Source organism: Kribbella speibonae, assembly GCF_004331375.1.
Taxonomy (GTDB): Bacteria; Actinomycetota; Actinomycetes; order Propionibacteriales; family Kribbellaceae; genus Kribbella; species Kribbella sindirgiensis.
Genome location: NZ_SJKC01000001.1, coordinates 925,900 through 949,656 on the forward strand (window position 1 = coordinate 925,900; position 23,757 = coordinate 949,656).

A 23,757-nucleotide genomic window follows, 5' to 3' on the forward strand; every position below is an offset into this window, starting at 1 on the left:
ATGCATTTGGTCCGCTATCTGTCCCCGGTCGACGGTCGCCCGAGCCCTGGTGTGCGCACCGGGGACACGGTGGCCCCGCTGCCGGGGGTGAACAGTTTCGCCGAACTGCTCCGGCTCACCCGCGAGGATCTGCAGGCGGAGGTCGACAAGGCCGGCGAGGCGCTGCCCGTCGCAGGGCTGACGTTCCTCCCGCCGATCGACGGTCGCGGTGAGGTGTGGTGCGCGGGTGTGACGTACGAGCGCTCGCGCGGCGCCCGGATGGAGGAGAGCAGCGAGCAGTCGGTCTACGACAAGGTGTACACGGCCGACCGGCCCGAGCTGTTCCAGAAGGCGCCGGCCTGGCGGGTCGTCGTCGACGGCGAGCCGGTCGGGATCCGGTCCGACTCCGGTCACGACGTCCCCGAGCCGGAGCTGGCGGTCGTCGCCAACAGTCACGGTGAGATCGTCGGATTCACCGTCTGCAACGACATGAGCTCGCGGTCGATCGAAGGCGTCAACCCGCTGTACGTGCCGCAGGCGAAGCTGTTCGCGGGCGGTTGCGCGCTGGCGTCCGGGATCCGGCCGGTGTGGGAGGTCGCGGACCCGAAGAAGCTGGGGATCAACCTGGTGATCCGTCGCGGCGGCGACGAGGTGTTCAGCGGTACGACGTCCACCGAGAAGCTGGTGCGCGAGCTGCAGGACCTGATCGACGCACTGTTCCTGCCGAACGACTTCCCCGACGGCGTGATCCTCGCGACCGGCACCGGCATCGTCCCCGAACTGGACTTCGCCCTGGCCGAGGGCGACGTCATCACCATCACCATCGACGAGGTCGGCACCCTCACGAATACCGTGGCCGTAGGCCGGGAACCGTTCGAGTTCCTCGCCACCAACAACCTGGAGGGACTCCGATGACCTCGGACACCACGCCCGCTCAGCTTGAGGAAGCGCTCGCCGCGGCGGCCGCGGCCGCACCGGCCTTCGGATCCTCCGAGCCCGCCGTTCGGGCGGGCTGGATCCGCGCCGTCGCGGACGCGCTGGACGCGGCGTCCGGTGAGCTGGTGCCGATCGCGATGCGGGAGAGCTCCCTGCCGCAGGCCCGCCTGACGGGCGAGGTCGCCCGGAGCACCGGCCAGCTGCGGATGTTCGCGGACGCGCTCGAAGAAGGCTCCCTGCTGGAAGTCACGATCGACACCCTGGACCCGCAGGCGAAGCCGGTCCCACGCCCCGACCTCCGCCGCGTCCTGGTCCCGCTCGGCCCGGTCCTGGTGTTTGCCGCCAGCAACTTCCCGTTCGCGTTCAGCGTCTGCGGTGGCGACACCGCGTCCGCGCTCGCGGCCGGTTGCCCGGTGATCGTCAAGGCCCACCCGGGTCACCCGGAGCTCTCGGTCCGCACCGCCGAGGTGATGATCGAGGCACTGAAGGCCGCCGGTGCGCCGGACGGGACCTTCGGCCTGATCTCGGGCTTCGACGTCGGCGTCACAGCGCTCAAGGACCCGCGGATCACCGCCGCCGGCTTCACCGGTTCGGTCCCGGCCGGCAAGGCACTGCACGAGATCGCCGTCACGCGCCCCGAGCCGATCCCGTTCTACGGTGAGCTCGGCAGCCTGAACCCGGTCTTCGTCACGCAGGCAGCGATCGATGCCCGCGGCAAGGACATCGCCACCGGGTACGTCGGTTCGTTCACCCTCGGCGTCGGGCAGTTCTGCACCAAGCCCGGACTGCTCTTCCTCCCGGCCGGCCACGGCCTGCAGGAGCAACTGTCCGACGCGGCCGGGGCCGTCGCCGAGGCGCCGATGCTGAACGACCGCATCAAGGACGGCTTCAGCTCCGGCCTCGACCGGCTGGAGAAGGTCGACGGCGTACGGGTCTGGGCCTCCGGCGGCGCGACCCTGCTGCAGACCACGGTGCCCGAGCTGCTGGCCCGCCGTGACGAGATTCTCGAGGAGTGCTTCGGCCCGGTCTCGGTCGTCGTCGAGTACTCGTCGCTCGACGAGTTGCGGGCGGCGGTCGAGGCGTTCGACGGCAACCTGACCGCGACGCTGCACGCGGAGGACGCGGACGCCGAGCTCGCGCGCGACCTGCTCCCGCTGCTGACCGCCCGTGCGGGGCGTGTGCTGTGGAACGGCTGGCCGACCGGGGTCGCGGTGTCGTGGGCCCAGCACCACGGCGGGCCGTTCCCGTCGACGGTCGGCTCGATCCACACCAGCGTCGGGGTGACGGCGGCGCGCCGGTTCCAGCGTCCGGTCGTGTACCAGGACGCCCCCGATGCGGTGCTGCCCGACGTACTGAAGGACTCGAACCCGGCCGGGATCACCCGCCGGGTGAACGGAACCGTGACCACAGGTGAGGTGTCGCGATGACTGATGTACCTCCGACCAACGACCCGGCCGAGGGCGACGTCCTGGCCGGTGAAGCGGCGCCGGCGTCGACCGGACGGCGGAGTTTCGACCACTGGTTCGGTGAGCACGGCCGGAACGGCTTCATCCACCGGTCGTGGATGAAGTCGCAGGGGTTCTCCGAGGAGGCGTTCGACGGGCGCCCGGTGATCGGGATCTGCAACACCTGGTCCGAGCTCACCCCGTGCAACGCGCACCTGCGCCGGCTCGCCGACTCGGTGAAGCGCGGGGTCTGGCAGGCCGGCGGGTTCCCGCTGGAGTTCCCGGTGATGTCGCTCGGCGAGACGCTGCTGCGGCCGACCGCGATGCTGTTCCGGAACCTGCTCAGCATGGACGTCGAGGAGTCGCTGCGCGGCAATCCGCTGGACGGCGTCGTGCTGCTGACCGGCTGCGACAAGACCACGCCCGGCTCCATCATGGGCGCCGCCAGCGTCGACCTGCCGACCGTCGTCGTCACCGGCGGTCCGATGTTGAACGGTAAATTCCGCGGCTGCGACATCGGCTCCGGTACGGCGGTCTGGCGGTTCACGCAGGACCTCAACGCGGGCCGGATGTCGGCCGAGGACTTCGCGGCGGCCGAGGCCGGCCAGTCGCGCAGCAACGGCCACTGCATGACGATGGGCACGGCGTCCACGATGGCCTGTATGGCCGAGGCGCTCGGCCTGCAGCTGACCGGGTCCGCCGCGATCCCGGCGGTCGACTCCCGCCGGTACGTGATCGCGCAGAAGTCCGGGCAGCGGATTGTCGAGATGGTGCGCGAGGACCTCAAGATCAGTGACGTGCTGACGCGGGACGCGTTCGCGAACGCGGTCCGGGCGAACGCGGCGATCGGCGGCTCGACGAACTTCGTCATCCACCTGCTCGCGATCGCCGGCCGGGTCGGCGTCGACGTGACGCTGGACGACATCGACGAGTGGGCGCGCGGCGTCCCGTGGCTGGTCGATCTGCAGCCGTCGGGCAAGTACCTGATGGAGGACTTCTACTACGCCGGCGGCCTGCCCGCGGTGCTGAAGGAGATCCTGCCGCTGCTCAAGACCGACGCGATCACGGTCACCGGCAAGACGATCGGTGAGAACGTCGCGAACGCGGAGCGGATCGAGGCGACGTACCCCGGCGGTGCTCCCGGGAGCGAGACGTACGCCGTGATTCGCCCCGTCGGCGATCCGCTCGGCAGCGGCGCGGGAACCGCCGTACTGAAGGGGAATCTCGCCCCGGACGGTGCGGTCATCAAGCAGTCGGCGGCGTCCGAGCGGCTGTTGCGGCACCGGGGCAAGGCGCTGGTGTTCAGCAGTATCGAGGAGTACGACAAGGCGGTCGAGGACCCGGATCTCGACGTCGACGAGGACACCGTGCTGGTGCTGCAGAACGCCGGGCCGCGCGGGTACCCGGGGATGCCCGAGGTCGGCAACATGACGATCCCGCGGAAACTCGCGGAAATCGGCGTCGACGACATGGTGCGGATCTCCGACGCGCGGATGAGCGGTACGGCGTACGGCACCGTCGTCCTGCATGTGACGCCGGAGGCCGCGGTCGGTGGGCCGTTGGCGCTGGTGCGGACCGGTGACTGGATCGAGCTCGACGTACCGGCGCGGCGGCTGCACCTCGACGTACCCGAGGAGGAGCTGGAGAAGCGCCGCACCGATTGGCAACCGCCGGCACCGCCGACGGACCGAGGCTGGGCCCGCCTGTACGTCGACCACGTAACCCAGGCAAACCAGGGCTGCGACCTCGACTTCCTGGTAGGCCGCACCGGCTCCGCAGTCGCCCGCCAGAGCCACTGATGACCACTCGACCCGACGCCCCGCCCGCCACCCCCACCTCGCCGAGCGAAGCGAGGCGGTCGTGGGGACCGTTCGACGCCGTCCGAGGACTGCGGCCGAGCGGAACGCTTCCGCAGGTCACGCCGATCCGGCGGATTCTTACGGATCTGCCGGTGTCGGTCGACCCGTACGCCGACGCACGGGCGGCGCTCGAGCCGTTGCGGTCCCGGATCCTGCCCGGTGCGCGGATTGCGGTGACCGCGGGGAGCCGGGGGATTCACGATCTGGTGCCGGTGGTGAAGGCAGCCGTGGACTGGCTTCGCGACGCCGGGGCCGCGCCGTTCGTGATCCCGGCGATGGGGTCGCACGGCGGCGCCACCGCAGACGGTCAGCGGGAGATGCTGGAAGGTCTCGGAATCACCCCGGAAACCGTTGGCTGTCCCATCGAGGCGACGATGGAAACCGTTGTCGTGGGTGCGCTGGACGACGGCACCGAGGTGCACCACGACGCGATCGCCGCCAAGGCCGACGGCGTCCTGCTGGTGAACCGGATCAAACCGCACACCGACTTCCGCGGCCCGATCGAGAGCGGGATCGCGAAGATCCTCGCGATCGGACTCGGCAACCACCTCGGCGCGGCCTCCCTGCACGCCGGCGGCATCCCGTCGCTCGGCGCCAACATCGAGGCCGCCGCCCGGCTGCTGGTTGCCCAGGGCAAGATCCTCGGCGGCCTCGCGATCCTGGAGAACGCCCACGAGCAGACCGCGTCGGTCGAGCTGCTCACCGCCGACGGGATCGGCGAAGCGGCCGAGAACGCCTTGCTGCAAAGAGCTTCCAGCCTGCTCGGACGGCTGCCGTTCGACGAGCTGGACGTCCTGGTCGTCGACGAACTGGGCAAGGACAAGTCCGGCGCCGGCATGGACACCAACGTGATCGGCCGCTGCTGGGTGCACGGCATCCCGGAGTTCGAGTCGCCGTCGATCGCCGCGATCAGCGTCCACTCGCTGTCGCCGGCCTCGCACGGGAACGCGTCCGGGCTCGGCCTGGCGGACGTGATCCCGGCGCGGCTGCTGGAACAGATCGACCTGCGCGCGAGCTACGTGAACGCGCTGACCTCCGGCGCCGGCGGTGCGCGGCGTTCGCGGTTGCCGATGGTGATGGAGGACGACGAGGCCGCCGTACTGGCGGCCGTGACGATGTGCGGACGGCGGCACTGGTCCGAGCTCCGGCTGGCCCGGATCAAGGACACGCTGTCGCCGAACGAGTTGATGGTGACACCGGCCCTGCTGACCGAGGCGGCCGAACGATTCGACCTGGAGATCACCGGTACGGCGCGGGACCTGACGCCGGCCGGGCGACTCGGACCTTGGAGCGAGACATGAACCTTCGCGAAGCACGTGCCCTGCTGGCCGACCGCGGTTTCCGGCCCGGCGAGACGTCGACGAAAACGTTTTCCGACGGGTCGCCGTACAAGGTCGAGATCCCTTCCTGTGAAGGGCCGCGGGTGATGACCGCGGTGCTGGAGGAGGCCAAGAACCGCGGCGTCACGATCGATCGGGTGTCGCAGGGCAGCGGTGTGATGATGCTGACCGACGGCGAGATCGAGGAGATGCTCTCGCTGGGCGCCGACGCGGGCGTGGAGGTCTGCCTGTTCCTCGGGCCACGCGGCTCCTGGGACATCGGCGGCCAGGCGAAGGTGTCGGCCGCGGTCGGTGGTGTTGCGCGAGGCAACGATCAGGTGGCGGCGTCGTTGTGTGACGCGTACCGCGCGGTCGAGCTCGGCGTACGGAGCCTGCTGGTCGGCGACATCGGCGTACTCGAGCTTCTGGGCCAGCTGAAGATCGAGGGTGAGCTGCCCGCGGATCTGGTGCTGAAGACCTCGGTGCTGATGCCGTTGCCGAACGCACCGACCGCCCGGCTGTACGAGCGGCTCGGCGCGACCAGCCTGAACGTGTCGACGGACCTGCCGGTGCCGGTGCTCGCGGAGATCAGGTCGGTGACGACGGTCCCGATCGACATGTACATCGAGGTCCCCGACGACCAGGGCGGTCACGTCCGCTTCTACGACGTACCGGAGATCGTCCGGACCGCGGCCCCGGTGTACCTCAAGATGGGTCTGCGGAACGCCCCGAACATCTACCCGGTCGGCGCGCATCTGACCGGTACGGCGGAAGCACTCGGACGTGAACGGGTGCGCCGGGCGGAGTTGATCCTGCGGCTCCTCGCCGAACAAGACGAAGGATGACCGATCCGCTCGTAGCGCGGCTCCGGTCTGCCCTCGGAGACGACGCCGTCGTCGACGATGCCGACGTACTGGACAGTCATCGCAACGATCACGCGAAGTTCTGCACCGCCGGGGCGCCGCGGGCGCTCGCCCGTCCGTCGTCGACCGCGGAGGTCGTCGAGGTCGTTCGGGCGGCCGGTGAGCTCGGTGTGCCGATCGTGACGCAGGGCGCGCGCACCGGGCTTTCAGGTGCCGCGAACGCGATCGACGGGTGCTTGCTGCTGTCGACCGCGCGGATGACGCAGATCCTGGAGATCTCGGTCGAGGACCAGGTCGCCGTGGTGCAGCCGGGCGTGGTGAACGCTCAGTTGTCGCGCGCTGTGCTGGAGCAGGACCTGTTTTACCCGCCGGATCCGTCGTCGTGGGAGATGTCGACGGTCGGCGGGAACATCGCGACGAACGCGGGCGGCTTGTGCTGTGTGAAGTACGGCGTGACCTCGGACTTCGTGCGTGGCCTCGAAGTCGTGCTGGCGTCCGGCGAGGTGGTGCGCACCGGACGGCGGTCGGCGAAGGGCGTCGCCGGGTACGACCTGACGCGGCTGATCGTCGGGTCCGAGGGCACGCTCGGCGTGGTGACCGAGGCGACACTGGCGTTGCGCCCGGCGCCCGAGGCGGCGTTGACCGCGGCGGCGACGTTCCGGTCCATCGAGGACGGGATCGCGGCGGCCGCGGCCGTGATGGCCTCGGGTCTGCGTCCGTCGTTGCTCGAGTTCCTGGACCAGCCGACGCTGCGGGCGATCCAGGACCACCGGGACATGGGTCTCCCGGAGGATGTCGGCTCGATGCTGCTCGCGCAGTCCGACCGCGGGACACGCGCCGCCGAGGACGTCGCGCGGATCGCCGAGATCTGCACGGCGCACGGCGCGATCGAGGTCGCCGAGGCGTCCGACGCCGAGGAGTCCCGGATGCTGCTTGAGGCGCGCCGACTGGTGAACTCCGCGCTGGAGCCGTTGGGTACGACGCTGATCGACGACGTCGCCGTACCGCGGTCGCAGTTGATCACGTTGCTGCGCGGGATCGCGGAGATCGGCGCGAAGTACGACGTACTGATTTGTTGCCCTGGGCATGTAGGTGACGGGAACATGCACCCGACCGTGGTCTTCGACCCCGCGGATGCGGCGGCCGAGGCGCGGGCGCTGGAGGCGTTCGGCGCGGTCATGCAACTGGGGCTGCGGCTCGGCGGGACGATCACCGGGGAGCACGGGATCGGGACGTTGAAGGCGCGCTGGCTGGAGACCGAGCTCGGGCCGGTCGGGCTCGAACTGCACCGGCGGATCAAGGCCGCGTTCGATCCCGGGAACCTGTTCAATCCTGGAAAGGTACTGCTGTGATCGATCCCTCCGCCGTCCGCCCGTCGCCACGGCAACTCGCGTGGCAGCGGCAGGAGCTGACCGCGTTCGTGCACTTCGGGCCGAACACGTTCACGGACCTGGAGTGGGGGACCGGCGTCGACGATCCGGCGGTGTTCGATCCGTCGTCGCTGGACTGCTCGCAGTGGGTGGCCGCGCTGGTGTCCGCGGGATTCAAGAGCGTGATCCTGACCGCGAAGCACCATGACGGGTTCTGCTTGTGGCCCAGCAAGTACCTTCCGCACACGGTTTCCGCCGCGTTCGGTCGCGACGTGGTGGGTGAGCTGTCCGCGGCTTGTGAGGCCGGCGGACTCGGGTTCGGGGTGTACCTGTCGCCGGCGGATCTCTATCAGGAGAAGGCGCCCGGCGGGTACTACGGAAACGGGAGTCCAGCGGTTTCCTCGGAGATCGGCGAGTTCACGTACGTGGTCGACGACTACAACCGGTTCTACTTGCAGCAGTTGTACGAGCTGCTCACGTCGTACGGGCCGATCGCCGAGGTCTGGCTGGACGGGGCCAATCCGACGAGCAGCTCGCAGACTTATTCTTATGACGATTGGTTCGACCTGATTCGACGGCTTGCGCCGGACGCGACGATCGCGATCGGCGGGCCCGATGTGCGGTGGGTCGGCAACGAGGACGGGTTCGCGCGGGAGACGGAGTGGAGCGTCGTACCGTTCCTCAACGGGCAGATGGTGGCCGCACAGACAGCGGCGTCTGTGGCCGGCCCGGAGGAGTTGGCTCGCGCTGACGAGTTGCGGTGGTATCCGGCGGAGGTCGACGTGTCGATCCGGCCCGGGTGGTTCTACCACGCGGCGGAGGACACGGCGGTGAAGTCCGTGCCGGAACTGCTGGACATCTATCGCAAGTCGGTCGGGCGGAACGCCGTACTGTTGCTGAACATCCCGCCCGACCGGCGCGGGCTGTTCGCGGATCCGGACGTCGAGGCACTGACCGCCTTCGGTGCGGCTGTGCGGCAGTACTACGACACGCCTGTTGCGCTGCCGGGTGAGATCAACGTGCTCGATCTACGCGAGGACATCACGGCCGGTCAGCAGGTCGAGTCGTTTGCTGTGGACGGTCTGGTCGACGGTTCCTGGCAGGAGATCGCCCGGGGAACAACGATCGGCCACCGCCGGCTCCTCCCGCTGGAGTCGCCTGTCACGGTGGACGACGTACGGCTCCGCGTCCTCTCGGCGCGCGCTGATGCCGAAGTGAGTTTGTCCGTCCACGTCGACCCACTGTTGTAGTCCCCCTGCCCGGAGTCGAACCAGGAACCGAGCCTTCGGAGGGCCCGGCGAGAATCCGTCACCAGGGGGAACTTCGTTACTCCTGCACCGAGACCACGCGGGTCCAGTCGGAGCAGTCGGCTTCGCACCACACGTGATCTCCACGGTGGGCGATCCGGTCGCGCTGCACATGCCCGCAGGCCAGCAGCACGCGTCGCATCGAGTGACCCTGCTGAACCGGAGCACCGGTCCTGCCGCCAGGCACTCGCTTCCTGTTCCTGAGGTCGGCCACGGCCGGTCCTCCTCTCTTGTCATATCTGTCTTGCGTGCAGAAGGCAGGATTCGAACCTGCTCAGCGCATGGCAACGGGTTTACAGCCCGCCCCGCCTCTCCAACGACGGCGCTTCTGCTCAGAGGTACCGGCGTACCGTGTCCCGGTAGTAGCGGTACGCGTCCTCGAATTTCTCTTCCAGCCGGCGTTCCTCACCCAGAACATCCCGGTGGATCAGCACACCGGCCAACGGCACAGTCCCCACCACCCACCCCGACCCGGCAGCCAGCCCGATACCGAGGTGGATGAGCGACCACCCCACGTACATCGGATTCCGGCTCAGCGCATACGGCCCGCTCGTGACGAGCCTCTCGGGGCTGGTCAGGTCCGTGGTTCGTGCTGCTCGCAACGAACTCGCGATGACGACGCTTCCCGCCGCGACGAGCGACCATCCGGCAGGTCGGCTCCCGACGCGCCACCGGCGTACCTGCTCCAGGGCGAAGCCGGCCGCGATCCCGGCCAGGCTGGCTTCTGGGATCGGGATGTTCTTCAGCCGCGTGTCCGTGTGAATTCCTCGAGGAAGGCGGCGGGTCGCTCGATGTGCGGGACGTGCCCGGCGTCGCCGATCACCTGCAACGGCCAGCCAAGCCTGGTCCCTGCCTCCTCTGCGAGGCGCAGCGGTACGAATCGGTCCTTCGCACCCCAGAGCAGCGTCGTCGGGACATCGATGTGGTCGTGGACCTGTTTGGTGCAGGTGGTGACCAGATAGCGCATCGTCCGCTTCACGTGAGGGATGCGGGCGCGGCTGCGCGTATAGGTGCTGAAGGCGTCCATCCAGTCCGGCGTACGGCGTCGTACGGCGTCGAGATCGGCGAACGCCCATCGTTCGAAGCGTTCCATGTTCGCCGCGGACGGGCGCAGCGCGAACCGGACAGCGATCGCTCGCAGCCCGATCGGCATCCGGTACGGTCCGATCCCAGGTACGCCGTACAGCACTAACCGCTGCAGTTGCTCGCTGTGAATCGCCGCGAACCGCGCGGCCAAGGTCCCGACGAGCGAGTGCGCGATCAAGGTCGGCGGCTGATCACACAGCTCGAGCAGCGCCTTCAGCCAGTCGTCGAAGGTTGGCTGGTCCAACTGAGCGACCGGATCGGACTCCCCGAGCCCCGGCACATCAGGCACAACGAGCCGATGCTGCTCGGCGAGCTGTGGGATCACCGGCGCCCAGTAGGCCCCGCCACACTCGATACCACCGTGCAGGAGAACAAGCGGAGTCCCGTTCCCGCCTTCAAGAACGACTGTCGACACATCGTTGACGTCGATCCGCCGTTCGCCGACCGGCAGACCTCGGAGCAGCCGCTCGCGTACCGTCATGACGCCAGGGTAGGTGTCGCCGACAGACTCCCGCTTCGGAAGAACTACCCAAACCGCCACGCGCAGAACTGCGAACAACCACGTACGGGGCCTGGCAGGGCGGCCGGTCCGTCCCGGCCGCCCAGCGGTGAGAGTGAGATTCGAACTCACGGGCCGACATGCCAGCCGACCGACGGTTTAGCAAACCGCTGCCCCTACCAACAGGCGGACCTCACCTGGGGTTCCTGCCGTGTCCCCTGACCACGGCAGGAACCTTTCAGCCCTTGACGCAGATGACCTGTTTGAGGTGGGCGACTACCTCGACCAGGTCGGACTGGGCGGCGATGACCGAGTCGATGTCCTTGTAGGCGGCGGGGATCTCGTCGATCACGCCGGCGTCCTTGCGGGACTCGACACCGGTCGTCTGGGCGACCAGGTCGTCCACAGTGAACCGGCGCTTCGCCTCGTTGCGGCTCATCCGCCGGCCTGCCCCGTGCGAGGCCGAGTAGAACGAGCGCTCCGAGCCGAGCCCACGAACGACGTACGAACCGGTGCCCATCGACCCCGGGATCAGCCCGAGGTCGCCACGCCCCGCCCGGATCGCACCCTTGCGGGTGACGAGCAGGTCGAGCCCGTCGATGTGCTCCTCGGCCACGTAGTTGTGGTGGCACGAGATCGGCTGCTCGAACCGTACGTCGACCTCGAACGAGTCCCGCACCGCCTGCATCACCAGCGCGAGCATGACCGCCCGGTTCCGGGCAGCGTACTCCTGGGCCCACGTGAGGTCGCGACGGTACGCGTCCATCTCCGGCGTACCGGACAGGAACACCGCCAGGTCACGGTCCGGGAGATCCGCGTTGTGCGGCAGGTCCCGGGCGATCCGCATGTGCCGCTCCGCGAGCTCCTTGCCGATGTTCCGGCTGCCGGAGTGCAGCATCAGCCACACGCGGTCCTCGTCGTCGAGGCACACCTCGATGAAGTGGTTGCCGGAGCCCAGCGACCCCATCTGCTGCTTGGCCTTGCGCTCCCGGTCCTGCACACCGTCGTGCAGACTCGTGAACTCGCCCCACAGCTTGTCCCACGGACGCGGGTCCAGCCCGAGCCGCCGTACGCCGACCTGGTCCTCGTGAGCCCGGAAGCCGACCGGTACGGCGGCCTCGATGCGCGACCGGATCGCCGACAGGTCGTCCGGCAGATCCGAAGCCGACAGCGAGGTCAGGACACCTTCCATCCCGCACCCGATGTCGACCCCGACGGCGGCCGGCGACACGGCCTGGTTCATCGCGATCACCGACCCGACGGTCGCGCCCTTGCCGAGGTGCACGTCCGGCATCACCCGGACGCCGTGCACCCACGGCAGCGCCGCGATGTTCCGCAGCTGCTGCAGGGCCTTCGCGTCGACGTCGTACTCCTGCGCCCACATCAGGGTGGAGCTCTTGGCCCCACTCAGCTCAACTGGAAGCTCCACGATTCCCTCCTCGTTCGTCTGCATGCGGTGAGACTGGGATTCGAACCCAGACGTCCGTTGAAGGACCTGCCGTTTTCGAGACGGCTGCCGCTAGGCCTGACACTCGGCTTATCTCACCAGGTTTTTCAGCTGCCAGGGCAGGGCTCGAACCTGCGGGGCCTCGGGTCAGAACCGAGGGTGGGTCACCGGCGCCCACCTGGCATCGCACTCCGGCCGCGACACCGGCAGGCGATCTGCTGGGTGTCGCGTCAGAGCGCTATCTCGGCACGGGAAGGGACCCACGGCTGCCACCGCAGCGGCATGCCGGCCTCTTCCGGGGTGCGCGAGCCCTTCTTCTCGTTGCAGCGCGCGTGCGCGGCGACGGCGTTCAGCCACTCTCCCCGACCGCCGCGTGATCGTGGGATCACGTGGTCCATCGTGGTGGCGCCGAGCTGGCCGCAGTACGCGCAGGTGTACTTGTCGCGTTTCAGTACGCCGGCCCGCGTGTACTGCAGCCCGCCGGAGGCGTAGCGCCACTTCATCACGACGTACCGGACGAGACGCAGGACGCGGGGGAGGGGGAACGGTCCGATGCTGGCGCCGTCGTGGGCTTCCTCGACGACGGCGACCTCCCGGACGAGCATCCGGATGGCATGCGGGATCGACACGACGTGCAACTGCTCGTACGAGGCGTTCAGAACGATGACACCGCTCATGTGGCTCCTCCTCCCATCCAGTGTGCCCGACCCGCGGTCAGCAGGTCGGCGATCTCGGTGTCGGTCGGTCTCAGTGTTGGTTGATCCGTGCGGCCCCAGGGATTCGAACCCTGAACCTCCTGGTTCTAAGCCAGGCGCCTCTCCCAGTTGGGCCAGAGCCGCAAGTCGTTCTCACAGTGCGTGAGTACGACGTACTTCAGGGTGTCCGGCGGGGCTCGAACCCGCTTCCTCCGGGGTCACGTCCCGGCGCATCGCCCGCTTCTGCCTCGGACACAGCACGCCCGGCAGGATTCGAACCTGCACCCTCCTGCTTCGTAGGCAGGCGCTCTGTCCGGTTGAGCCACGGGCGTTCACCGGCCCTGCGCCGGATGTCTTGCGGATTTCCGGCGCAGGGCGCATGGATGGGTCGGCAGCGGCAGTCCAGAGCCTCCCCTGGCTGCAGACGCCGACCTGGTTGTGGCGCCCGCTCGGCCGGTAGCTGAGCATCCTGCGGGCGCCTGGTCCAGTTGGAGGGACTCGAACCCCCGATCCCCTCAACCCAAATGAGGTGGCCTGGCCGCTGGCCTACAACTGGTCCTCTCCCGGCCCCACAAGGCGCCGGGAGAATTGCGATGAATGTCCAGTTGTCAATTGTTCGTGCCGATATCCGTGAATACCGGAAAGCACCGATGGAGGGAATCGAACCCTCATGACGCGGGTTTGGAATCCGGTCCGCAACCATTGCGCATCGGCGATGGCCCGTGGTTCGGGCAAAAGAAAGAGCCGCCTGCTGCCGGTACCCGGCTCAGACGGCTCCTGGAGGTCTCTCCACGCGGAGATCACCCAGGTGGGCCGTCCGTGCACAGGCTGAGCTGGTGGTAGGCGGTGTCGTCGCCCACGGATCGCAGGCACGCCGACAAAGCCGCGCGGCCCGGCCGCCAGGCTTCGTTCAGGATGTGCGTTCCGTACACGATCTTCTCCTCAAGGTCTTGGTCTCGCGGGAAATAGTCTCACCCAACACCCACAAGGAAGTCAACGCATTTCCGCAAAACAATTGTTCCCACCCAATTCAACCACCCCTCCGACGCCCACCACCCCACCCAGGTTCCGCCCCGCCCCCAAGTGACCCCGACCACACCCCGCGCCCCGCCGTACCCCCGCCCCCAGTATCCGATTCGGAATCCTCCCCCACCTCCCGCTACACTCTTGCCGCAGCAACCCGCCGCCTTAGCTCAGTCGGCAGAGCGTCTCACTCGTAATGAGAAGGTCGTCGGTTCGATTCCGACAGGCGGCTCCACTCCCTCACACGGAGAAACCCCAGGTCACGGCGTACATGACCTGGGGTCTTGCATCTCTCGGCTGCGTCGTGGTGCGGCTCATGGTGCGAGTTTGCTAACGCGCTTGCTAACTAGGCACCAGCGCGGACGCCCACCTTCGTACGGCGATCCTGAACCGTCCACTCCGCCGACGAGGTGCCGAGTGCATCGGACCGAAGGCCGGCGGGTGGCCCCGTCCCCCTGGCCGCTCGATTGTCCGGCCACCACGACACACGTCAAGAGCGCTTCGCGTCCTACGGATCGGCAAGCCGACTCTTGACATGCGCCGCGCCGGCCTGGGTTTGGCAGCTGTCAGGGGACGGGGCAAGTGTCGACGTCGGGCGCGGCCGCGACGTTCTAGAAATGTCGTTCGATCCACGCGACAACGGCCTGAACTGTCGCGCGTGAGTCGAACAGCCAGGCTGTCGCCGCTCCGATGGTCCCCTCTCGTCCGGCACCTGCCTGAACCGCCTGTAGCGCGAGGGTTCCGACTGCGCTATCGATCGGGAGATCCGGACGTTCCCAGTAGGGCAAAGCGCCGTAGAAGGTATCCAGCGTGCAGTAGTCCCGCCAGATGGTTCCAGCGTCTGTGCGCACCGGCATGCGATAGCTGTGGTAGCGCTTCCCTGCAACGTCGGCGACAGCCTCAGCGTGATGGCAGAGGGTCAAGGTCTTGAGGGGTGCGCCAAGTAGCAACACCCGGCCGCCCAGATCGACGAGACGGCCCAGCGGTCCGCCCACGCCCCAAGGGTTGTCATCATCGGTTCCCGCAACCAGGTTCGCGGCATGGCGGCCGAGAGCAGTGAAGCTGACCTCGGGGTGGGTGCTGCGCAACGCTCCTGGCCAGGTGCGGAGCCGCTCAGGGAAGCGTCCGAAGTCTCGACGAGCAGATGACACCTTTGGATCGAATGCCGGAATCTCCTCGTAGGCCTTCTGCCAGTGCGGCGGCCAGAACGAGACGTGATACGGGCTGTCGTCCCAACCGCAGAACGCGAGCAACGTGCCATCAGAGCCAAGCGCGTCTCGGAGGGACAGCACTACGGTGTCGATGCCACCGACAACCCACCCCAACGCCGACAGCCGGACGTGGACCATCAAGGTTTCGCCTTCGACTACGCCGAGGCCGATCAGAGCCTGTGTGATCTGTGACCGTGTCAGAGGTGCGAAGTCAGAATCGTTCAGCATCGACTCGGAAGGAAAGTCCACAACATCATCCTGGTGCAGTGGCATCAACGTCGCCAGCGATTAGCGAGCGATTAGGAGGGGCAGCACGGGTCAACTGGGGTCACCCAGAGGGCACTGGCTCAGGCTCAGCACCCGGGTGGTGAGCGTGGGTTCGGCCGTTCTTCCAAGCTGGCTATGCAGTACACATCCAGTACACAGACCACCGGAAAACGGCGGCAAGCGATGAGAAACCGCCGAGAGGCGAGATCCCTTGTCTGCCGCCGTTCTGGTGACCACTGGCGTGGCCCGGATGCCGCTCCTTTAGAAGTTGATCATCTGGCTGCTAGCCGGCTGGCAGCTATCAGCGGGAGGGGCAGGTGTGGCGCTGGGCCTACTCCTCGGCGTTCGTATCCAACGTCCGCATCCGGTTGACGACCTCGCTGTATCGACGCCTGATGTCGTCCTCTTCCAGCCAGTGTTCCTTCTCGACCTGCATGGTCCACACCTGCGCAAGGAAGGCGCCGAAGCCAAAGAGCGCGCCCACTACCATCGCCATACCGAGGTCGCGTGGAGATCCTCCGAAGAAAATGAGCGCCGCACCTGCGAGGCCAACGACGATGTGGAAGCCGACGAAGTAGCGCGCGAACCGCATTGAGTTGAAGTACCCTCTCAACCGGACCGGGCCCATGCGGAACTGCCAGCCAGAGATCGCATCCATGAGCCTGTCGTGCTCGGCGATCAGCTCGGCCCGCTCGTCATTGGTCAGGGGTCTCAATGCTTCTTCGTGCGTCTCTTCAGGCACCATGCCAGTCTGACGCAGGCACCGGGAGCTCGGCTCCAGCACCGAACCGGAATGCCGCTCCGTGTACCAGTTCGCCCACACCTCGCGATTACGCAACAAAGGGGGTGGAGGTGTCTAGACAGAAGACGAAGCACGACGACTACGCCGTGGCGTCGGCGCAGGGCGGGATGAAGCTGACTGATTGGCTCACCACAGTCCAGAGCGAGGGGTGGATCTGGGACGGTGGCCGGCCTCAGGTGCTGTTTGTGGATGGTGAGCCGGTCCTTCGTCACCGGTTCGAGCGCATCTGGCCCCCAATCAGCAAGGCCTGAGAGAAGGCCGAAACCGAGGGGAGAGATGGCGAAGGTTCCGCCGTATCACTCAAGCAATCCGACTGATCCAGACGTCTATCACGACTACAACGACTGCCCGGCCGGCCAGCAGATTCCGCCTCGGAACAAGGTAGCCGGGACCGGTGGGTATCGTCGCTGTCGTCAGTGTCAGGCCAAGGACTGACCTTGTGACGTCCGGATGGGGCTGTCTGCTGTCGTCGCGGTTGGGCGGCGGACAGCCACCATCCTGCTAACGCGCGTGCTAACAGGCACGTGGACGCCGATGGATGGGCACGGACGATTGCACCGCACGTCAACGCTTTAGCGACCTCCGAAACGATGCCCTGGACAGCCGTCGCTCCACTCGTAATGAGAAGGTCGTCGGTTCGATTCCGACAGGCGGCTCCAGCAAACCCCCAGGTCAGAGAGCACTCTCTGAGGCTGGGGGTTCTTTGTTTTCCTTGGTCGTGGTCCTGCGGTGTCAGCGTGTTGCGGTCGCGGCTTGGTCGCGCAGGGTGTCGAGCTTGTCTGCGTCGCGAGTGCCCGGGACGGCCCAGTTCATGACGATGTGCAGGTCGGCGCGTTCGATGGCGAGGATGTCGCAGTCGAGGGTGATCGCGCCGAGTTCGGGATGCAGGACCGTCTTGTGTGAGCCTGCCAACGGCAGGGTCTCGTAGCGTGCCCAGAGTTCGTCGAAGCGCGAGGACGCGCGGAGACCGTCGATCAGTTCGGCGACCGCGCGGTCGTCGGGGTACCGGTCGGCGGCGCGCCGTAGATCGGACACCATCATGCGCTCGAACGCATCGGTGTGTGCTCTGTCTCGCTCCACAGCGGAGGCACCCGCCGGGGTGTCTGCGGCGAAGTGTCCCCAGACGATGTTCCGACTCGGTGCGTGAGTGGGGTCGCCGAACAGCTCGCTCCACAGCGGGTTCCACTGGACGGCGTCCCACGCGGCGGTGAAGACGGCCACCGGGGTGTCGCTCATCCGGTCGATCATCCGCTGCACCCCGGCCGGTATTTGCCGCGGTACCGAGCCCGAGGCAGGAGCCCTCGAACCGGCGAGGCGGAACAGGACCTCCCGGTCGACGGCGTCCAGACGCAGTACCTCCGCCAGAGCGTGCAGCACCTGAGGGGAGGGATTGGCGGCGCGTCCCTGCTCGAGTTGCACCAGGTAGTCGAAGGAGATGCCGGCCGTCAGCGCCAGTTCCTCGCGGCGCAGGCCAGGCACCCGGCGGCGGCCGCCGGTGGGCAGGCCGATGGCCGCCGGGCTGATGCTCTCTCGCCAGCCGCGCAGCGCCTGGCCTAGTTCGGTCCGGGTAGCCACTTGGTCAGTATGAGCCTCCCCCGCGAGGACTGGGTGGTACTGGGAGTCATAGCGAGAACGACGCCTGGTACCTCCCCGGGAGCACGCACAGGATCGGGTCGTCGGCAGGGCACTTCGCCGTTGCCTCGTACAAGAAAGATCCAGTGATGACACAGACCATCGGAATCATCGGCTCCGGCCTGGTCGGCGGTTCGCTCGCCCGCCTGGCCGTCGGCGCCGGCTACAACGTCGTGCTCAGTAACTCGCGGGGCCCGGAGACGATCTCGGGACTGGTCCAGGAGCTCGGTCCACTCGCACGCGCCGGAACCGTCGACGAAGCGATCGCGGCGGGAGACATCGTTGCGCTCCCGCTTCCGCTGGCCAGCTTCGAGGCGCTGCCGGCGGAGAAGCTCGCGGGGAAGATCGTACTTGATCAGACGAACTACTACCCCGAGTTCTGGCGCAACACCGAGCTGGACAGCCTGGCGCTCACCTCGAGCGAACTCGTGCAGCGCCACCTCAAGGACTCGATCGTCATCAAGGGGTTGCACAACTTCGACTGGAACCACATGTACTCGAACGCCCGCCCGAAGGGTGACGCCGAACGGACGACGATTCCGGTGGCCGGGAACGACGACGGCGCGAAGCGAATCATGACGCAGTTCTTGGAGTCGGTCGGCTATGACGTCGTCGACGCCGGCTCGCTCGCTGAGAGCTGGCGCATCGAGCCCGGTACTCCGATCTACTTCTGGCCGTATGCGCCGGTCATGCCGGACGGACTCACCGAGGACGCGGAGAAGCGGTACTACCTCGAGGCCCCGGTGCCACCTGTCTCACCCGAGACCGCCCGAAAGATGATCGACAGCGCTGTTCGCCCGGAGCCCGTCGGTGGAACCCTCGCCGGTATGCCTCCGGCTCACGTCGCCATCTTCCTGGAGCTCGCGAGCGGCAACACCGTCCAGAAGTAGCGCGTAGGCAGGACCTGGGTGGTACCCGGAGTCCTAGGGAACACGGGCGCCTGGCACCCCGGAGCAGGCGACCGGAGGATCGATCTTGGGCCGAGGGCCCCATCAGTCGCGCTGATTCAGTTTGCGATCCACCACCCATCAAGGAATGTTCAATGTCGCAGTTGCTTTCTGGGAAGACCGCTCTCGTCACCGGGGGCTCACGGGGTATCGGCCGCTCGATCGCCGAACGTCTCGCGAGCCAGGGTGCGACCGTCGCGCTCACGTACAACGCGAGCAAGGCGGGTGCCGACGAGGCGGTCGCGGCCATCGAGCAGGCCAGGGGAAGCGCCGTCGCGCTGCACGCCGACCTCTCCGACGCGGGATCGATCCCGGACCTGTTCGACCAGCTCGACCGTGAGCTCTCCGAGCGCACCGGAAGCGCGTCCCTCGACCTGCTCGTCAACAACGCGGGCAACTCCGGCTGGGGCGGCCTTGCGGACGCCACGCCGAAGAGCTGGGACACGATGTTCGCGGTCCACGCCCGTGCACCCTTCTTCGTCATCCAGTCCGCGCTGAGCCGCCTCGCCGACGGCGGGCGGATCGTCAACGTCTCGTCCGCCGCGGGTACGCGGCCAATGCAGTCCGTTCCCGTCTACTCGATGGCCAAGGCCGCCATCAACAACCTGACTCGTGTGCTCGCCATGGAGCTCGGACCACGCGGCATCACGGTCAACGCCGTGGCGCCCGGGTGGGTGCGTACGGACATGAACACAGCCGTTCGTGAGAACGCCGACCTGGTGACCGCGATCGAGGCGGACACTGCGCTGGGACGGTTCGGCGAGGTCTCCGACATCGCCGCGGTAGTCGCCTTCCTGACCTCCGAGGAGGGCCGCTGGGTGACCGGGCAGGTCATTGAGGCCAGCGGCGGCTATCAGCTCTGACCCCTTGCACAGCAACCAACCAGCTCCACCAGAGGAAGACATGCATATCGGAGTAGTCAACGCAGGAAACATCGGGCGCGCCCTGGCACGGGCATGGCTCGCCGCAGGCCACGACGTAATGGTGGCCAAAGACGGCGGGCAGGAGAAGCTGGACGCATTCATGGAGCAGAACCCGCGGGCTGTCCGTGGCACACCCGCGGAAGCGGCCGAGTTCGGCGAGGTGGTGCTGTTCTCGGTGTACTGGCCACGGTTGGACGCCGTGCTGCAGGCCGTCGGCCCGTTGGCGGGCAAGGTCGTGATCGACACGATGAACCCGCTGCAGGTGAATGGCGACTTCGAGCACTCCTACGACGCCTACTTCATGGCACGGTCGTCGACCAGCGAAGAGCTGCAGCGCCGGCTCCCTGACGTGCGGGTGGTGAAGGCGTTCAACACCATGCCGTCCACCCTGCTCGACGCAAGGCGGTGGCCCGAACCGAAGTCCGTCCCACCTGTGTTCCTTGCCGGTGACGACTCCTCGGCCAAGGCCCAGGTGCGCACGCTCGCGCAAGACGCCGGCTTCACCGCGCTCGACGCCGGGCCACTGACCTCCGCGCGCAACATCGAGCAGCTCAATGTTCTCATGCACCTGCTTGCGGACAACCAGTTCGAGGGCGCCCTCGACCGAATCGCGCCGACCGTCGCGGTCGGCGGAATCCCGGCCTGATGATGGGCACGCATACTGGAGAAATGAAGACCCATACCGAACTGGGCGCCGCACTGCGGGCCTGGCGAGGGCGAATCGGCCCGGCCGACATCGGCATGCCGGTCGGCGGCGACCGCCGGGTGCCGGGCCTGCGACGCGAGGAACTGGCGCTGATGGTCGGTATCTCCGTCGACTACCTCGTGCAACTCGAGCAGGGTCGCGCCTCCAACCCCTCACCCCAGGTCCTCGGGGCCTTCGCGCAGGTCCTGCGCCTGAACGCCGTGGACCGGGAGCTGCTCTACCGCCTGGCGGGCTCGGTCGCCCCGACCTCCGGCTCGGTGCCCAACGCCGTACCTCCCGGCGTCCAGCGGATGATCGACCGGATGAGTGACACCCCGGTGGCCGTCTTCACCGCCGCGTGGGACGCCGTCCAGTGGAACCCGCTGTGGGGCGAGCTGTTCGGCAACCCCACCCAGGTGGGTCCCCGGACGCAGAACCTGATCTGGGGCCATTTCGCCGCCGCGCGGCCGGTCGGCGCGTCCCGCATCGAGCGCGACACCGAGCACACCGACGCGTTCGAGCGCAGGATGGTTGCCGACCTGCGCCGGGCCGCCGACCGCTATCCAGATGATCGCGCGGTGGCCGAACTGATCAGCGCCCTGCGCGAAGCCAACCCCCGGTTCGCCGACCTCTGGACACGCTACGAGACCGTGCCGACCGGGCGCTCCCGCAAGACGGTTGTGCACGCTGAGCTCGGCGAGATCACCCTGGACTGCGACATCCTCACGATCGAGTGCGCCGACCTGCACATCGTGCTCAACTGGGCCGAGCCGGGCACTCCCGACGCCGACAAGCTCGACCTGCTCCGCGAGCGGATTGCCGAGACCGCACGGCGCTGAGACGCATGATCCGGGTTTCGTATGTCTACTTGTTGGGTCCAAGTAGCGCGTCCAGGTGGGCCGGCCAGTCTGGGTTGGCTAGGTCGGCTGCTACCAGGGCGTCTCGCCAGTCTGTTTTGGCGAGGGTTAGGTGTTGCTGGAATCGGTGCCAGTTGCCTGCGGTGCGGATGACGAGGGCGGCGTGGATTCGTTCGGGGTCTTGGCCGCCGATGACCTGATCGGGCAACTCACGAAGTTCCGACAGGACCCTCTCCGCGCTGCCCTCGGGGAACTGGCGGTTGATCCAGCGTGTCAGCCGCGGACTGATCTCCATGGGCACCATCCTCGCGTACGACGGTTGCCGCGACGCCGTTCTCGAGGTACACGGCTTCCGGCGCCCGTCGGTTCTTGAATCCGGCTGCGACACGTGCGAACTGTTCTGGGTCGAGAAGGTCCGCAGCCTCGTCGAGCGTGACGAACCGGGAGGACGTGACCTCCGTCGGCTGGAGCACCATCCGGTCGATGTCGGCCGGTGCCAGTACCCCGCCGTCGAACAGGAACGCGACGATTTCCGTGAACTCTCCTGACTGCGGTATCCAGTCCACGGCGAGAAGCTTGCCCGGCTCGATCAAGAGACCGATCTCCTCCAGGACCTCACGCTGGGCAGCGAGGCGTGGTGACTCATCGCGTTCGACAACTCCGCCGGGGAGGTCCCAGGTCGGCTTGTACGGGGGTTTGAGCACGAGCAGCCGGTCCGCGTGATCGGTGAACAGGCAGTCGGCAGCTATACGTTTGGTGGGGAATCTGGCGGTGAAATGAACGTCATCACTCACGCTGCCAGCCAACCACAGCTATCCGACACGCAGCCCGGGGGAAACTGCGCGTGGTTGAATGCGCGGATGGAGGCGCAGCCGGTCGATCAGGCGCGGTGGGAGGATCTGCTTGAGTTGTTCGGGCCGAGTGGTGGGACGCGGGGGTGTTGGTGCATGGCTCGTCGGCTGCCTGCGTCGATCGTTGCCGCGAACGGAGGCGCCGAGAACCGCGCCGCGCTGGAGGGTTTTGTCCAGGCAGGCGTCCCGGTCGGGCTGATCGGGTACGTCGATGAGCGCCCGGCGGTCTGGTGTGCGGTCGCCCCGCGGACGGAGTACGCCGCGATCGTCCGCTCGCGGGTGCTGCCGATCGACGAGCCGGAGGACGAGACGATCTGGGCGATCAACTGCCTGTTCGTGAAGAGCGGGTACCGCGGGCAGGGGCTGACGTCGCCGATGGTCGATGCGGCCGTCGAGTACGCGCGCAACGAAGGTGCGCGGATCGTCGAGGCCTACCCGGTGAAGGCGATGCCCGGCGACCCCGGCCGCGGCGTACTCAGTACCTTCCTCGCCGCGGGCTTCACGCCGTACGCCGAGGACCGTACGTCGGCCAAACGCAACGTCGTCGTCCGCCGAACCCTTACTGGTCCCAGCTCCACGTCTCTCCGTAGAGGGTGAAACCCCAGTCCCGCCCGCGGATGCCGTACGCCAGGTAGTCGACCGCGGGTACGGCGATCGGTGGGTACGGCATCTTGCTCAGCAGCCGTACGGCGTCCTCGACCGGGACCCACCGCACCTCCATGACCGACCCGTCCGGATCGTCGACCGCGAACGCGGGATCGCTCACGTCGACGACGTAGTTCCACGACCGCGACGTCACGTGACCGTCGGCCGTCGTCCGCGTCGTCCACACCAGCTCCAGGTCTCCCGCCGCGGCGACCAGTCCGGATTCCTCGCGCAGCTCGCGCACCGCGCCGTCCGCGGGGGTCTCACCGTCCTCCACGGCGCCGCTCGGCAGGTTCCAGTACGGCGCGTCCCAGGCCTCGTACCGCTCCCGGACCACCGCGACCATCCCGTCGTACCGTGCGATCACACCGGCATATCGCTGCATGCGGGCGAGTATTGCAGGTTCCGGAAGGGGAGTGTCCGGAATCGGGCCTACCGTGCTGCCATGAGTGAAACTGCGTGGGTGTCGCCGTGGTGGGAGCCGCCGTTGGCGGGGAGTGACGTCGAGCATCTGGTCGGCGCTCTGGACCGGTTGCGTACGACGTTCCGCTACAAGGTCGACGAGCTGGACGCGGACGGGTTGAACACGCGGATCGGGGCGTCGTCGATCACGCTCGGCGGGCTGATGAAGCACCTGGCCGCGAACGAGGACTACCTGTTCGACGTGAAGTTCCAGGGGAAGCCGATGAGCGGTCCGTGGCTGGAGAACGGCTGGCGGGACGACAACGACTGGGAGTTCAACTCCGCCGTCGACAACACGCCCGCGGAGCTGTACGCACTGTGGGACGGGGCGGTCGCGCGATCCCGGGCGACGTTGACGGCGGCGATCGCCGACGGCGGGCTCGACCAGCCGGCCGACATCACCTGGCCGGACGGGCGGCACGCGAGCCTCCGCCGGCTGGTCTGCGACCTGATCGAGGAGTACGGCCGCCATACGGGCCACGCGGACCTGATCCGCGAGGCCGTCGACGGCCGCGTCGGCGAGGACCCGCCCCGCGACTGGAAGCCGGTCGGCCCGAAGCGGACCGCCACCACTACATAACCTGCGTCGGCGACCCCGGTTCACGCTCAGCGCGTGCCGAGGAGCGGCAGTTGTTGAGTGCTGGCGG

General features: G+C 67.8%; 26 protein-coding genes and 9 tRNA genes. 16 read left to right on the forward strand and 19 right to left on the reverse strand.

The genetic code is table 11. The annotated features are described in order from the left end of the window. Genes E0H92_RS04670 through E0H92_RS04700 form a run of 7 tightly spaced genes read left to right on the forward strand, consistent with a single transcriptional unit; the run spans position 1 to position 9,021 of the window. On the forward strand, positions 1–894 hold the full coding sequence (locus E0H92_RS04670) for a fumarylacetoacetate hydrolase family protein (RefSeq protein WP_131495484.1): 894 nt from the start codon (positions 1–3) through the stop codon (positions 892–894). Next, positions 891–2,342, forward strand: coding sequence for an aldehyde dehydrogenase (NADP(+)) (locus tag E0H92_RS04675; protein ID WP_131464893.1), 1,452 nt, complete (start codon positions 891–893; stop codon positions 2,340–2,342). Before E0H92_RS04670 ends, E0H92_RS04675 begins: the two co-directional genes overlap by 4 nt. Further along, complete coding sequence (locus E0H92_RS04680; protein WP_131495485.1) at positions 2,339–4,159, forward strand: IlvD/Edd family dehydratase; 1,821 nt, start codon at positions 2,339–2,341, stop codon at positions 4,157–4,159. Before E0H92_RS04675 ends, E0H92_RS04680 begins: the two co-directional genes overlap by 4 nt. Next, positions 4,159–5,520: a nickel pincer cofactor-dependent isomerase, group 22 gene (locus E0H92_RS04685; RefSeq protein WP_238173310.1), complete on the forward strand. Its 1,362-nt coding sequence runs from the start codon at positions 4,159–4,161 to the stop codon at positions 5,518–5,520. Before E0H92_RS04680 ends, E0H92_RS04685 begins: the two co-directional genes overlap by 1 nt. Further along, positions 5,517–6,383: a U32 family peptidase gene (locus E0H92_RS04690; protein ID WP_131464897.1), complete on the forward strand. Its 867-nt coding sequence runs from the start codon at positions 5,517–5,519 to the stop codon at positions 6,381–6,383. The genes E0H92_RS04685 and E0H92_RS04690 overlap by 4 nt, the downstream gene beginning before the upstream one ends. Beyond that, positions 6,380–7,753 (forward strand): FAD-binding oxidoreductase, encoded by a 1,374-nt coding sequence (locus E0H92_RS04695; protein WP_131495486.1) that lies wholly within the window; start codon positions 6,380–6,382, stop codon positions 7,751–7,753. Before E0H92_RS04690 ends, E0H92_RS04695 begins: the two co-directional genes overlap by 4 nt. Continuing rightward, positions 7,750–9,021: an alpha-L-fucosidase gene (locus E0H92_RS04700; RefSeq protein ID WP_165549691.1), complete on the forward strand. Its 1,272-nt coding sequence runs from the start codon at positions 7,750–7,752 to the stop codon at positions 9,019–9,021. The genes E0H92_RS04695 and E0H92_RS04700 overlap by 4 nt, the downstream gene beginning before the upstream one ends. 76 nt (positions 9,022–9,097) lie before the next feature. Here the strand turns inward: E0H92_RS04700 and E0H92_RS45445 are convergent, their stop codons facing one another. The 3 genes from E0H92_RS45445 to E0H92_RS44920 all read right to left on the reverse strand — a co-directional run bounded on the left by E0H92_RS45445 (position 9,098) and on the right by E0H92_RS44920 (position 9,680). Then, positions 9,098–9,220 (reverse strand): hypothetical protein, encoded by a 123-nt coding sequence (locus E0H92_RS45445; RefSeq protein ID WP_272948828.1) that lies wholly within the window; start codon positions 9,218–9,220, stop codon positions 9,098–9,100. 107 nt (positions 9,221–9,327) lie between these two features. Continuing rightward, positions 9,328–9,410 (reverse strand) — tRNA-Tyr (locus E0H92_RS04710). Then, positions 9,411–9,680 (reverse strand): methyltransferase family protein, encoded by a 270-nt coding sequence (locus tag E0H92_RS44920; RefSeq protein WP_238173311.1) that lies wholly within the window; start codon positions 9,678–9,680, stop codon positions 9,411–9,413. Between E0H92_RS44920 and E0H92_RS44605 the strand changes: the two genes are divergently transcribed. Then, on the forward strand, positions 9,577–9,840 hold the full coding sequence (locus E0H92_RS44605; RefSeq protein ID WP_202873513.1) for a hypothetical protein: 264 nt from the start codon (positions 9,577–9,579) through the stop codon (positions 9,838–9,840). The two genes, E0H92_RS44920 and E0H92_RS44605, sit on opposite strands and share 104 nt — an antisense overlap. Here the strand turns inward: E0H92_RS44605 and E0H92_RS04720 are convergent. The 11 genes from E0H92_RS04720 to E0H92_RS45450 all read right to left on the reverse strand — a co-directional run bounded on the left by E0H92_RS04720 (position 9,821) and on the right by E0H92_RS45450 (position 13,737). Beyond that, positions 9,821–10,645, reverse strand: coding sequence for an alpha/beta fold hydrolase (locus tag E0H92_RS04720; protein ID WP_131495488.1), 825 nt, complete (start codon positions 10,643–10,645; stop codon positions 9,821–9,823). The genes E0H92_RS44605 and E0H92_RS04720 overlap by 20 nt on opposite strands. A 125-nt stretch (positions 10,646–10,770) precedes the next feature. Next, positions 10,771–10,861, reverse strand: a tRNA-Ser gene (locus E0H92_RS04725). 40 nt (positions 10,862–10,901) lie between these two features. After that, a complete protein-coding gene (locus tag E0H92_RS04730; protein ID WP_238173312.1) occupies positions 10,902–12,092 on the reverse strand; it encodes an RtcB family protein in 1,191 nt (396 codons plus the stop codon). Positions 12,093–12,117: 25 nt separating this feature from the next. Beyond that, positions 12,118–12,210: transfer RNA gene (locus E0H92_RS44020), tRNA-Ser, on the reverse strand. Between the two features lie 11 nt (positions 12,211–12,221). Beyond that, positions 12,222–12,294 (reverse strand) — tRNA-Gln (locus E0H92_RS44025). Positions 12,295–12,340: 46 nt separating this feature from the next. Next, the gene (locus tag E0H92_RS04735; RefSeq protein ID WP_131464910.1) at positions 12,341–12,787 is read right to left on the reverse strand and encodes an HNH endonuclease; all 447 of its coding nucleotides are present in this window, start codon (positions 12,785–12,787) and stop codon (positions 12,341–12,343) included. 88 nt (positions 12,788–12,875) lie between these two features. After that, a tRNA-Leu gene (locus tag E0H92_RS04740) sits at positions 12,876–12,949 on the reverse strand. Positions 12,950–12,987: 38 nt separating this feature from the next. Next, a tRNA-His gene (locus tag E0H92_RS44030) sits at positions 12,988–13,061 on the reverse strand. A 2-nt stretch (positions 13,062–13,063) separates the two neighbouring features. Beyond that, positions 13,064–13,137: transfer RNA gene (locus E0H92_RS04745), tRNA-Arg, on the reverse strand. Positions 13,138–13,285: 148 nt separating this feature from the next. After that, a tRNA-Pro gene (locus E0H92_RS04750) sits at positions 13,286–13,361 on the reverse strand. 244 nt (positions 13,362–13,605) lie between these two features. Continuing rightward, positions 13,606–13,737 carry a hypothetical protein gene (locus tag E0H92_RS45450; protein WP_275670083.1) on the reverse strand — a complete coding sequence of 44 codons (132 nt, stop codon included), beginning with the start codon at positions 13,735–13,737 and terminating at the stop codon, positions 13,606–13,608. 250 nt (positions 13,738–13,987) lie between these two features. Here E0H92_RS45450 and E0H92_RS04755 point away from each other — a divergent pair. Next, positions 13,988–14,063, forward strand: a tRNA-Thr gene (locus E0H92_RS04755). A gap of 376 nt (positions 14,064–14,439) precedes the next feature. Here E0H92_RS04755 and aac(3) read toward each other — a convergent pair. Both aac(3) and E0H92_RS04765 read right to left on the reverse strand, forming a co-directional pair. Beyond that, positions 14,440–15,288, reverse strand: a complete 849-nt coding sequence (gene aac(3), locus E0H92_RS04760; protein ID WP_202873514.1) for an aminoglycoside 3-N-acetyltransferase — start codon at positions 15,286–15,288, stop codon at positions 14,440–14,442. A 349-nt stretch (positions 15,289–15,637) separates the two neighbouring features. Beyond that, a complete protein-coding gene (locus tag E0H92_RS04765) occupies positions 15,638–16,048 on the reverse strand; it encodes a hypothetical protein (protein WP_131495490.1) in 411 nt (136 codons plus the stop codon). A gap of 110 nt (positions 16,049–16,158) precedes the next feature. Here E0H92_RS04765 and E0H92_RS04770 point away from each other — a divergent pair, with 110 nt between their 5' ends. After that, entirely contained in the window at positions 16,159–16,359 is a 201-nt protein-coding gene (locus E0H92_RS04770) for a hypothetical protein (protein ID WP_131495491.1), read from the forward strand. A gap of 481 nt (positions 16,360–16,840) precedes the next feature. Here the strand turns inward: E0H92_RS04770 and E0H92_RS04775 are convergent, their stop codons facing one another. Then, positions 16,841–17,683 carry a helix-turn-helix domain-containing protein gene (locus tag E0H92_RS04775; protein ID WP_131495492.1) on the reverse strand — a complete coding sequence of 281 codons (843 nt, stop codon included), beginning with the start codon at positions 17,681–17,683 and terminating at the stop codon, positions 16,841–16,843. A 146-nt stretch (positions 17,684–17,829) separates the two neighbouring features. On the opposite strand from E0H92_RS04775, the gene E0H92_RS04780 reads away from it, so the two are divergent. From E0H92_RS04780 to E0H92_RS04795, 4 genes are all read left to right on the forward strand, one after another. Continuing rightward, on the forward strand, positions 17,830–18,630 hold the full coding sequence (locus E0H92_RS04780) for an NADPH-dependent F420 reductase (protein ID WP_131495493.1): 801 nt from the start codon (positions 17,830–17,832) through the stop codon (positions 18,628–18,630). A gap of 152 nt (positions 18,631–18,782) precedes the next feature. Then, a complete protein-coding gene (locus E0H92_RS04785) occupies positions 18,783–19,550 on the forward strand; it encodes an SDR family NAD(P)-dependent oxidoreductase (RefSeq protein ID WP_131495494.1) in 768 nt (255 codons plus the stop codon). A 40-nt stretch (positions 19,551–19,590) separates the two neighbouring features. Further along, entirely contained in the window at positions 19,591–20,256 is a 666-nt protein-coding gene (locus tag E0H92_RS04790; protein ID WP_131495495.1) for an NADPH-dependent F420 reductase, read from the forward strand. 23 nt (positions 20,257–20,279) lie between these two features. After that, positions 20,280–21,134, forward strand: a complete 855-nt coding sequence (locus E0H92_RS04795) for a helix-turn-helix domain-containing protein (protein WP_131495496.1) — start codon at positions 20,280–20,282, stop codon at positions 21,132–21,134. A 227-nt stretch (positions 21,135–21,361) separates the two neighbouring features. On the opposite strand, the gene E0H92_RS04800 is transcribed toward E0H92_RS04795, so the two are convergent. Then, on the reverse strand, positions 21,362–21,946 hold the full coding sequence (locus E0H92_RS04800) for an NUDIX domain-containing protein (RefSeq protein WP_165549692.1): 585 nt from the start codon (positions 21,944–21,946) through the stop codon (positions 21,362–21,364). A gap of 153 nt (positions 21,947–22,099) precedes the next feature. Between E0H92_RS04800 and E0H92_RS04805 the strand changes: the two genes are divergently transcribed. Further along, positions 22,100–22,600, forward strand: coding sequence for a GNAT family N-acetyltransferase (locus E0H92_RS04805; protein ID WP_165549693.1), 501 nt, complete (start codon positions 22,100–22,102; stop codon positions 22,598–22,600). Here the strand turns inward: E0H92_RS04805 and E0H92_RS04810 are convergent. Then, entirely contained in the window at positions 22,563–23,033 is a 471-nt protein-coding gene (locus E0H92_RS04810; protein ID WP_165549694.1) for an NUDIX hydrolase, read from the reverse strand. The two genes, E0H92_RS04805 and E0H92_RS04810, sit on opposite strands and share 38 nt — an antisense overlap. 60 nt (positions 23,034–23,093) lie before the next feature. Here E0H92_RS04810 and E0H92_RS04815 point away from each other — a divergent pair, with 60 nt between their 5' ends. Next, positions 23,094–23,690, forward strand: coding sequence for a mycothiol transferase (locus E0H92_RS04815; protein ID WP_131464918.1), 597 nt, complete (start codon positions 23,094–23,096; stop codon positions 23,688–23,690). Positions 23,691–23,757: the final 67 nt, after the last annotated feature.

Coding starts and splice junctions, on each gene's coding strand:
- E0H92_RS04735 (WP_131464910.1), bottom strand. CDS start 12,787: ATGAGCGGTGTCATCGTTCTGAACGCCTCGTACGAGCAGTTGCACGTC.
- E0H92_RS04805 (WP_165549693.1), top strand. CDS start 22,100: ATGGCTCGTCGGCTGCCTGCGTCGATCGTTGCCGCGAACGGAGGCGCC.
- E0H92_RS04810 (WP_165549694.1), bottom strand. CDS start 23,033: ATGCAGCGATATGCCGGTGTGATCGCACGGTACGACGGGATGGTCGCG.
- E0H92_RS04790 (WP_131495495.1), top strand. CDS start 19,591: ATGCATATCGGAGTAGTCAACGCAGGAAACATCGGGCGCGCCCTGGCA.
- E0H92_RS04780 (WP_131495493.1), top strand. CDS start 17,830: ATGACACAGACCATCGGAATCATCGGCTCCGGCCTGGTCGGCGGTTCG.
- E0H92_RS04685 (WP_238173310.1), top strand. CDS start 4,159: ATGACCACTCGACCCGACGCCCCGCCCGCCACCCCCACCTCGCCGAGC.
- E0H92_RS04690 (WP_131464897.1), top strand. CDS start 5,517: ATGAACCTTCGCGAAGCACGTGCCCTGCTGGCCGACCGCGGTTTCCGG.
- E0H92_RS04795 (WP_131495496.1), top strand. CDS start 20,280: ATGAAGACCCATACCGAACTGGGCGCCGCACTGCGGGCCTGGCGAGGG.
- E0H92_RS04680 (WP_131495485.1), top strand. CDS start 2,339: ATGACTGATGTACCTCCGACCAACGACCCGGCCGAGGGCGACGTCCTG.
- E0H92_RS04695 (WP_131495486.1), top strand. CDS start 6,380: ATGACCGATCCGCTCGTAGCGCGGCTCCGGTCTGCCCTCGGAGACGAC.
- E0H92_RS04720 (WP_131495488.1), bottom strand. CDS start 10,645: ATGACGGTACGCGAGCGGCTGCTCCGAGGTCTGCCGGTCGGCGAACGG.
- E0H92_RS04675 (WP_131464893.1), top strand. CDS start 891: ATGACCTCGGACACCACGCCCGCTCAGCTTGAGGAAGCGCTCGCCGCG.
- E0H92_RS45445 (WP_272948828.1), bottom strand. CDS start 9,220: ATGCGACGCGTGCTGCTGGCCTGCGGGCATGTGCAGCGCGACCGGATC.
- E0H92_RS04815 (WP_131464918.1), top strand. CDS start 23,094: ATGAGTGAAACTGCGTGGGTGTCGCCGTGGTGGGAGCCGCCGTTGGCG.
- E0H92_RS04785 (WP_131495494.1), top strand. CDS start 18,783: ATGTCGCAGTTGCTTTCTGGGAAGACCGCTCTCGTCACCGGGGGCTCA.
- E0H92_RS44605 (WP_202873513.1), top strand. CDS start 9,577: ATGAGCGACCACCCCACGTACATCGGATTCCGGCTCAGCGCATACGGC.
- E0H92_RS04670 (WP_131495484.1), top strand. CDS start 1: ATGCATTTGGTCCGCTATCTGTCCCCGGTCGACGGTCGCCCGAGCCCT.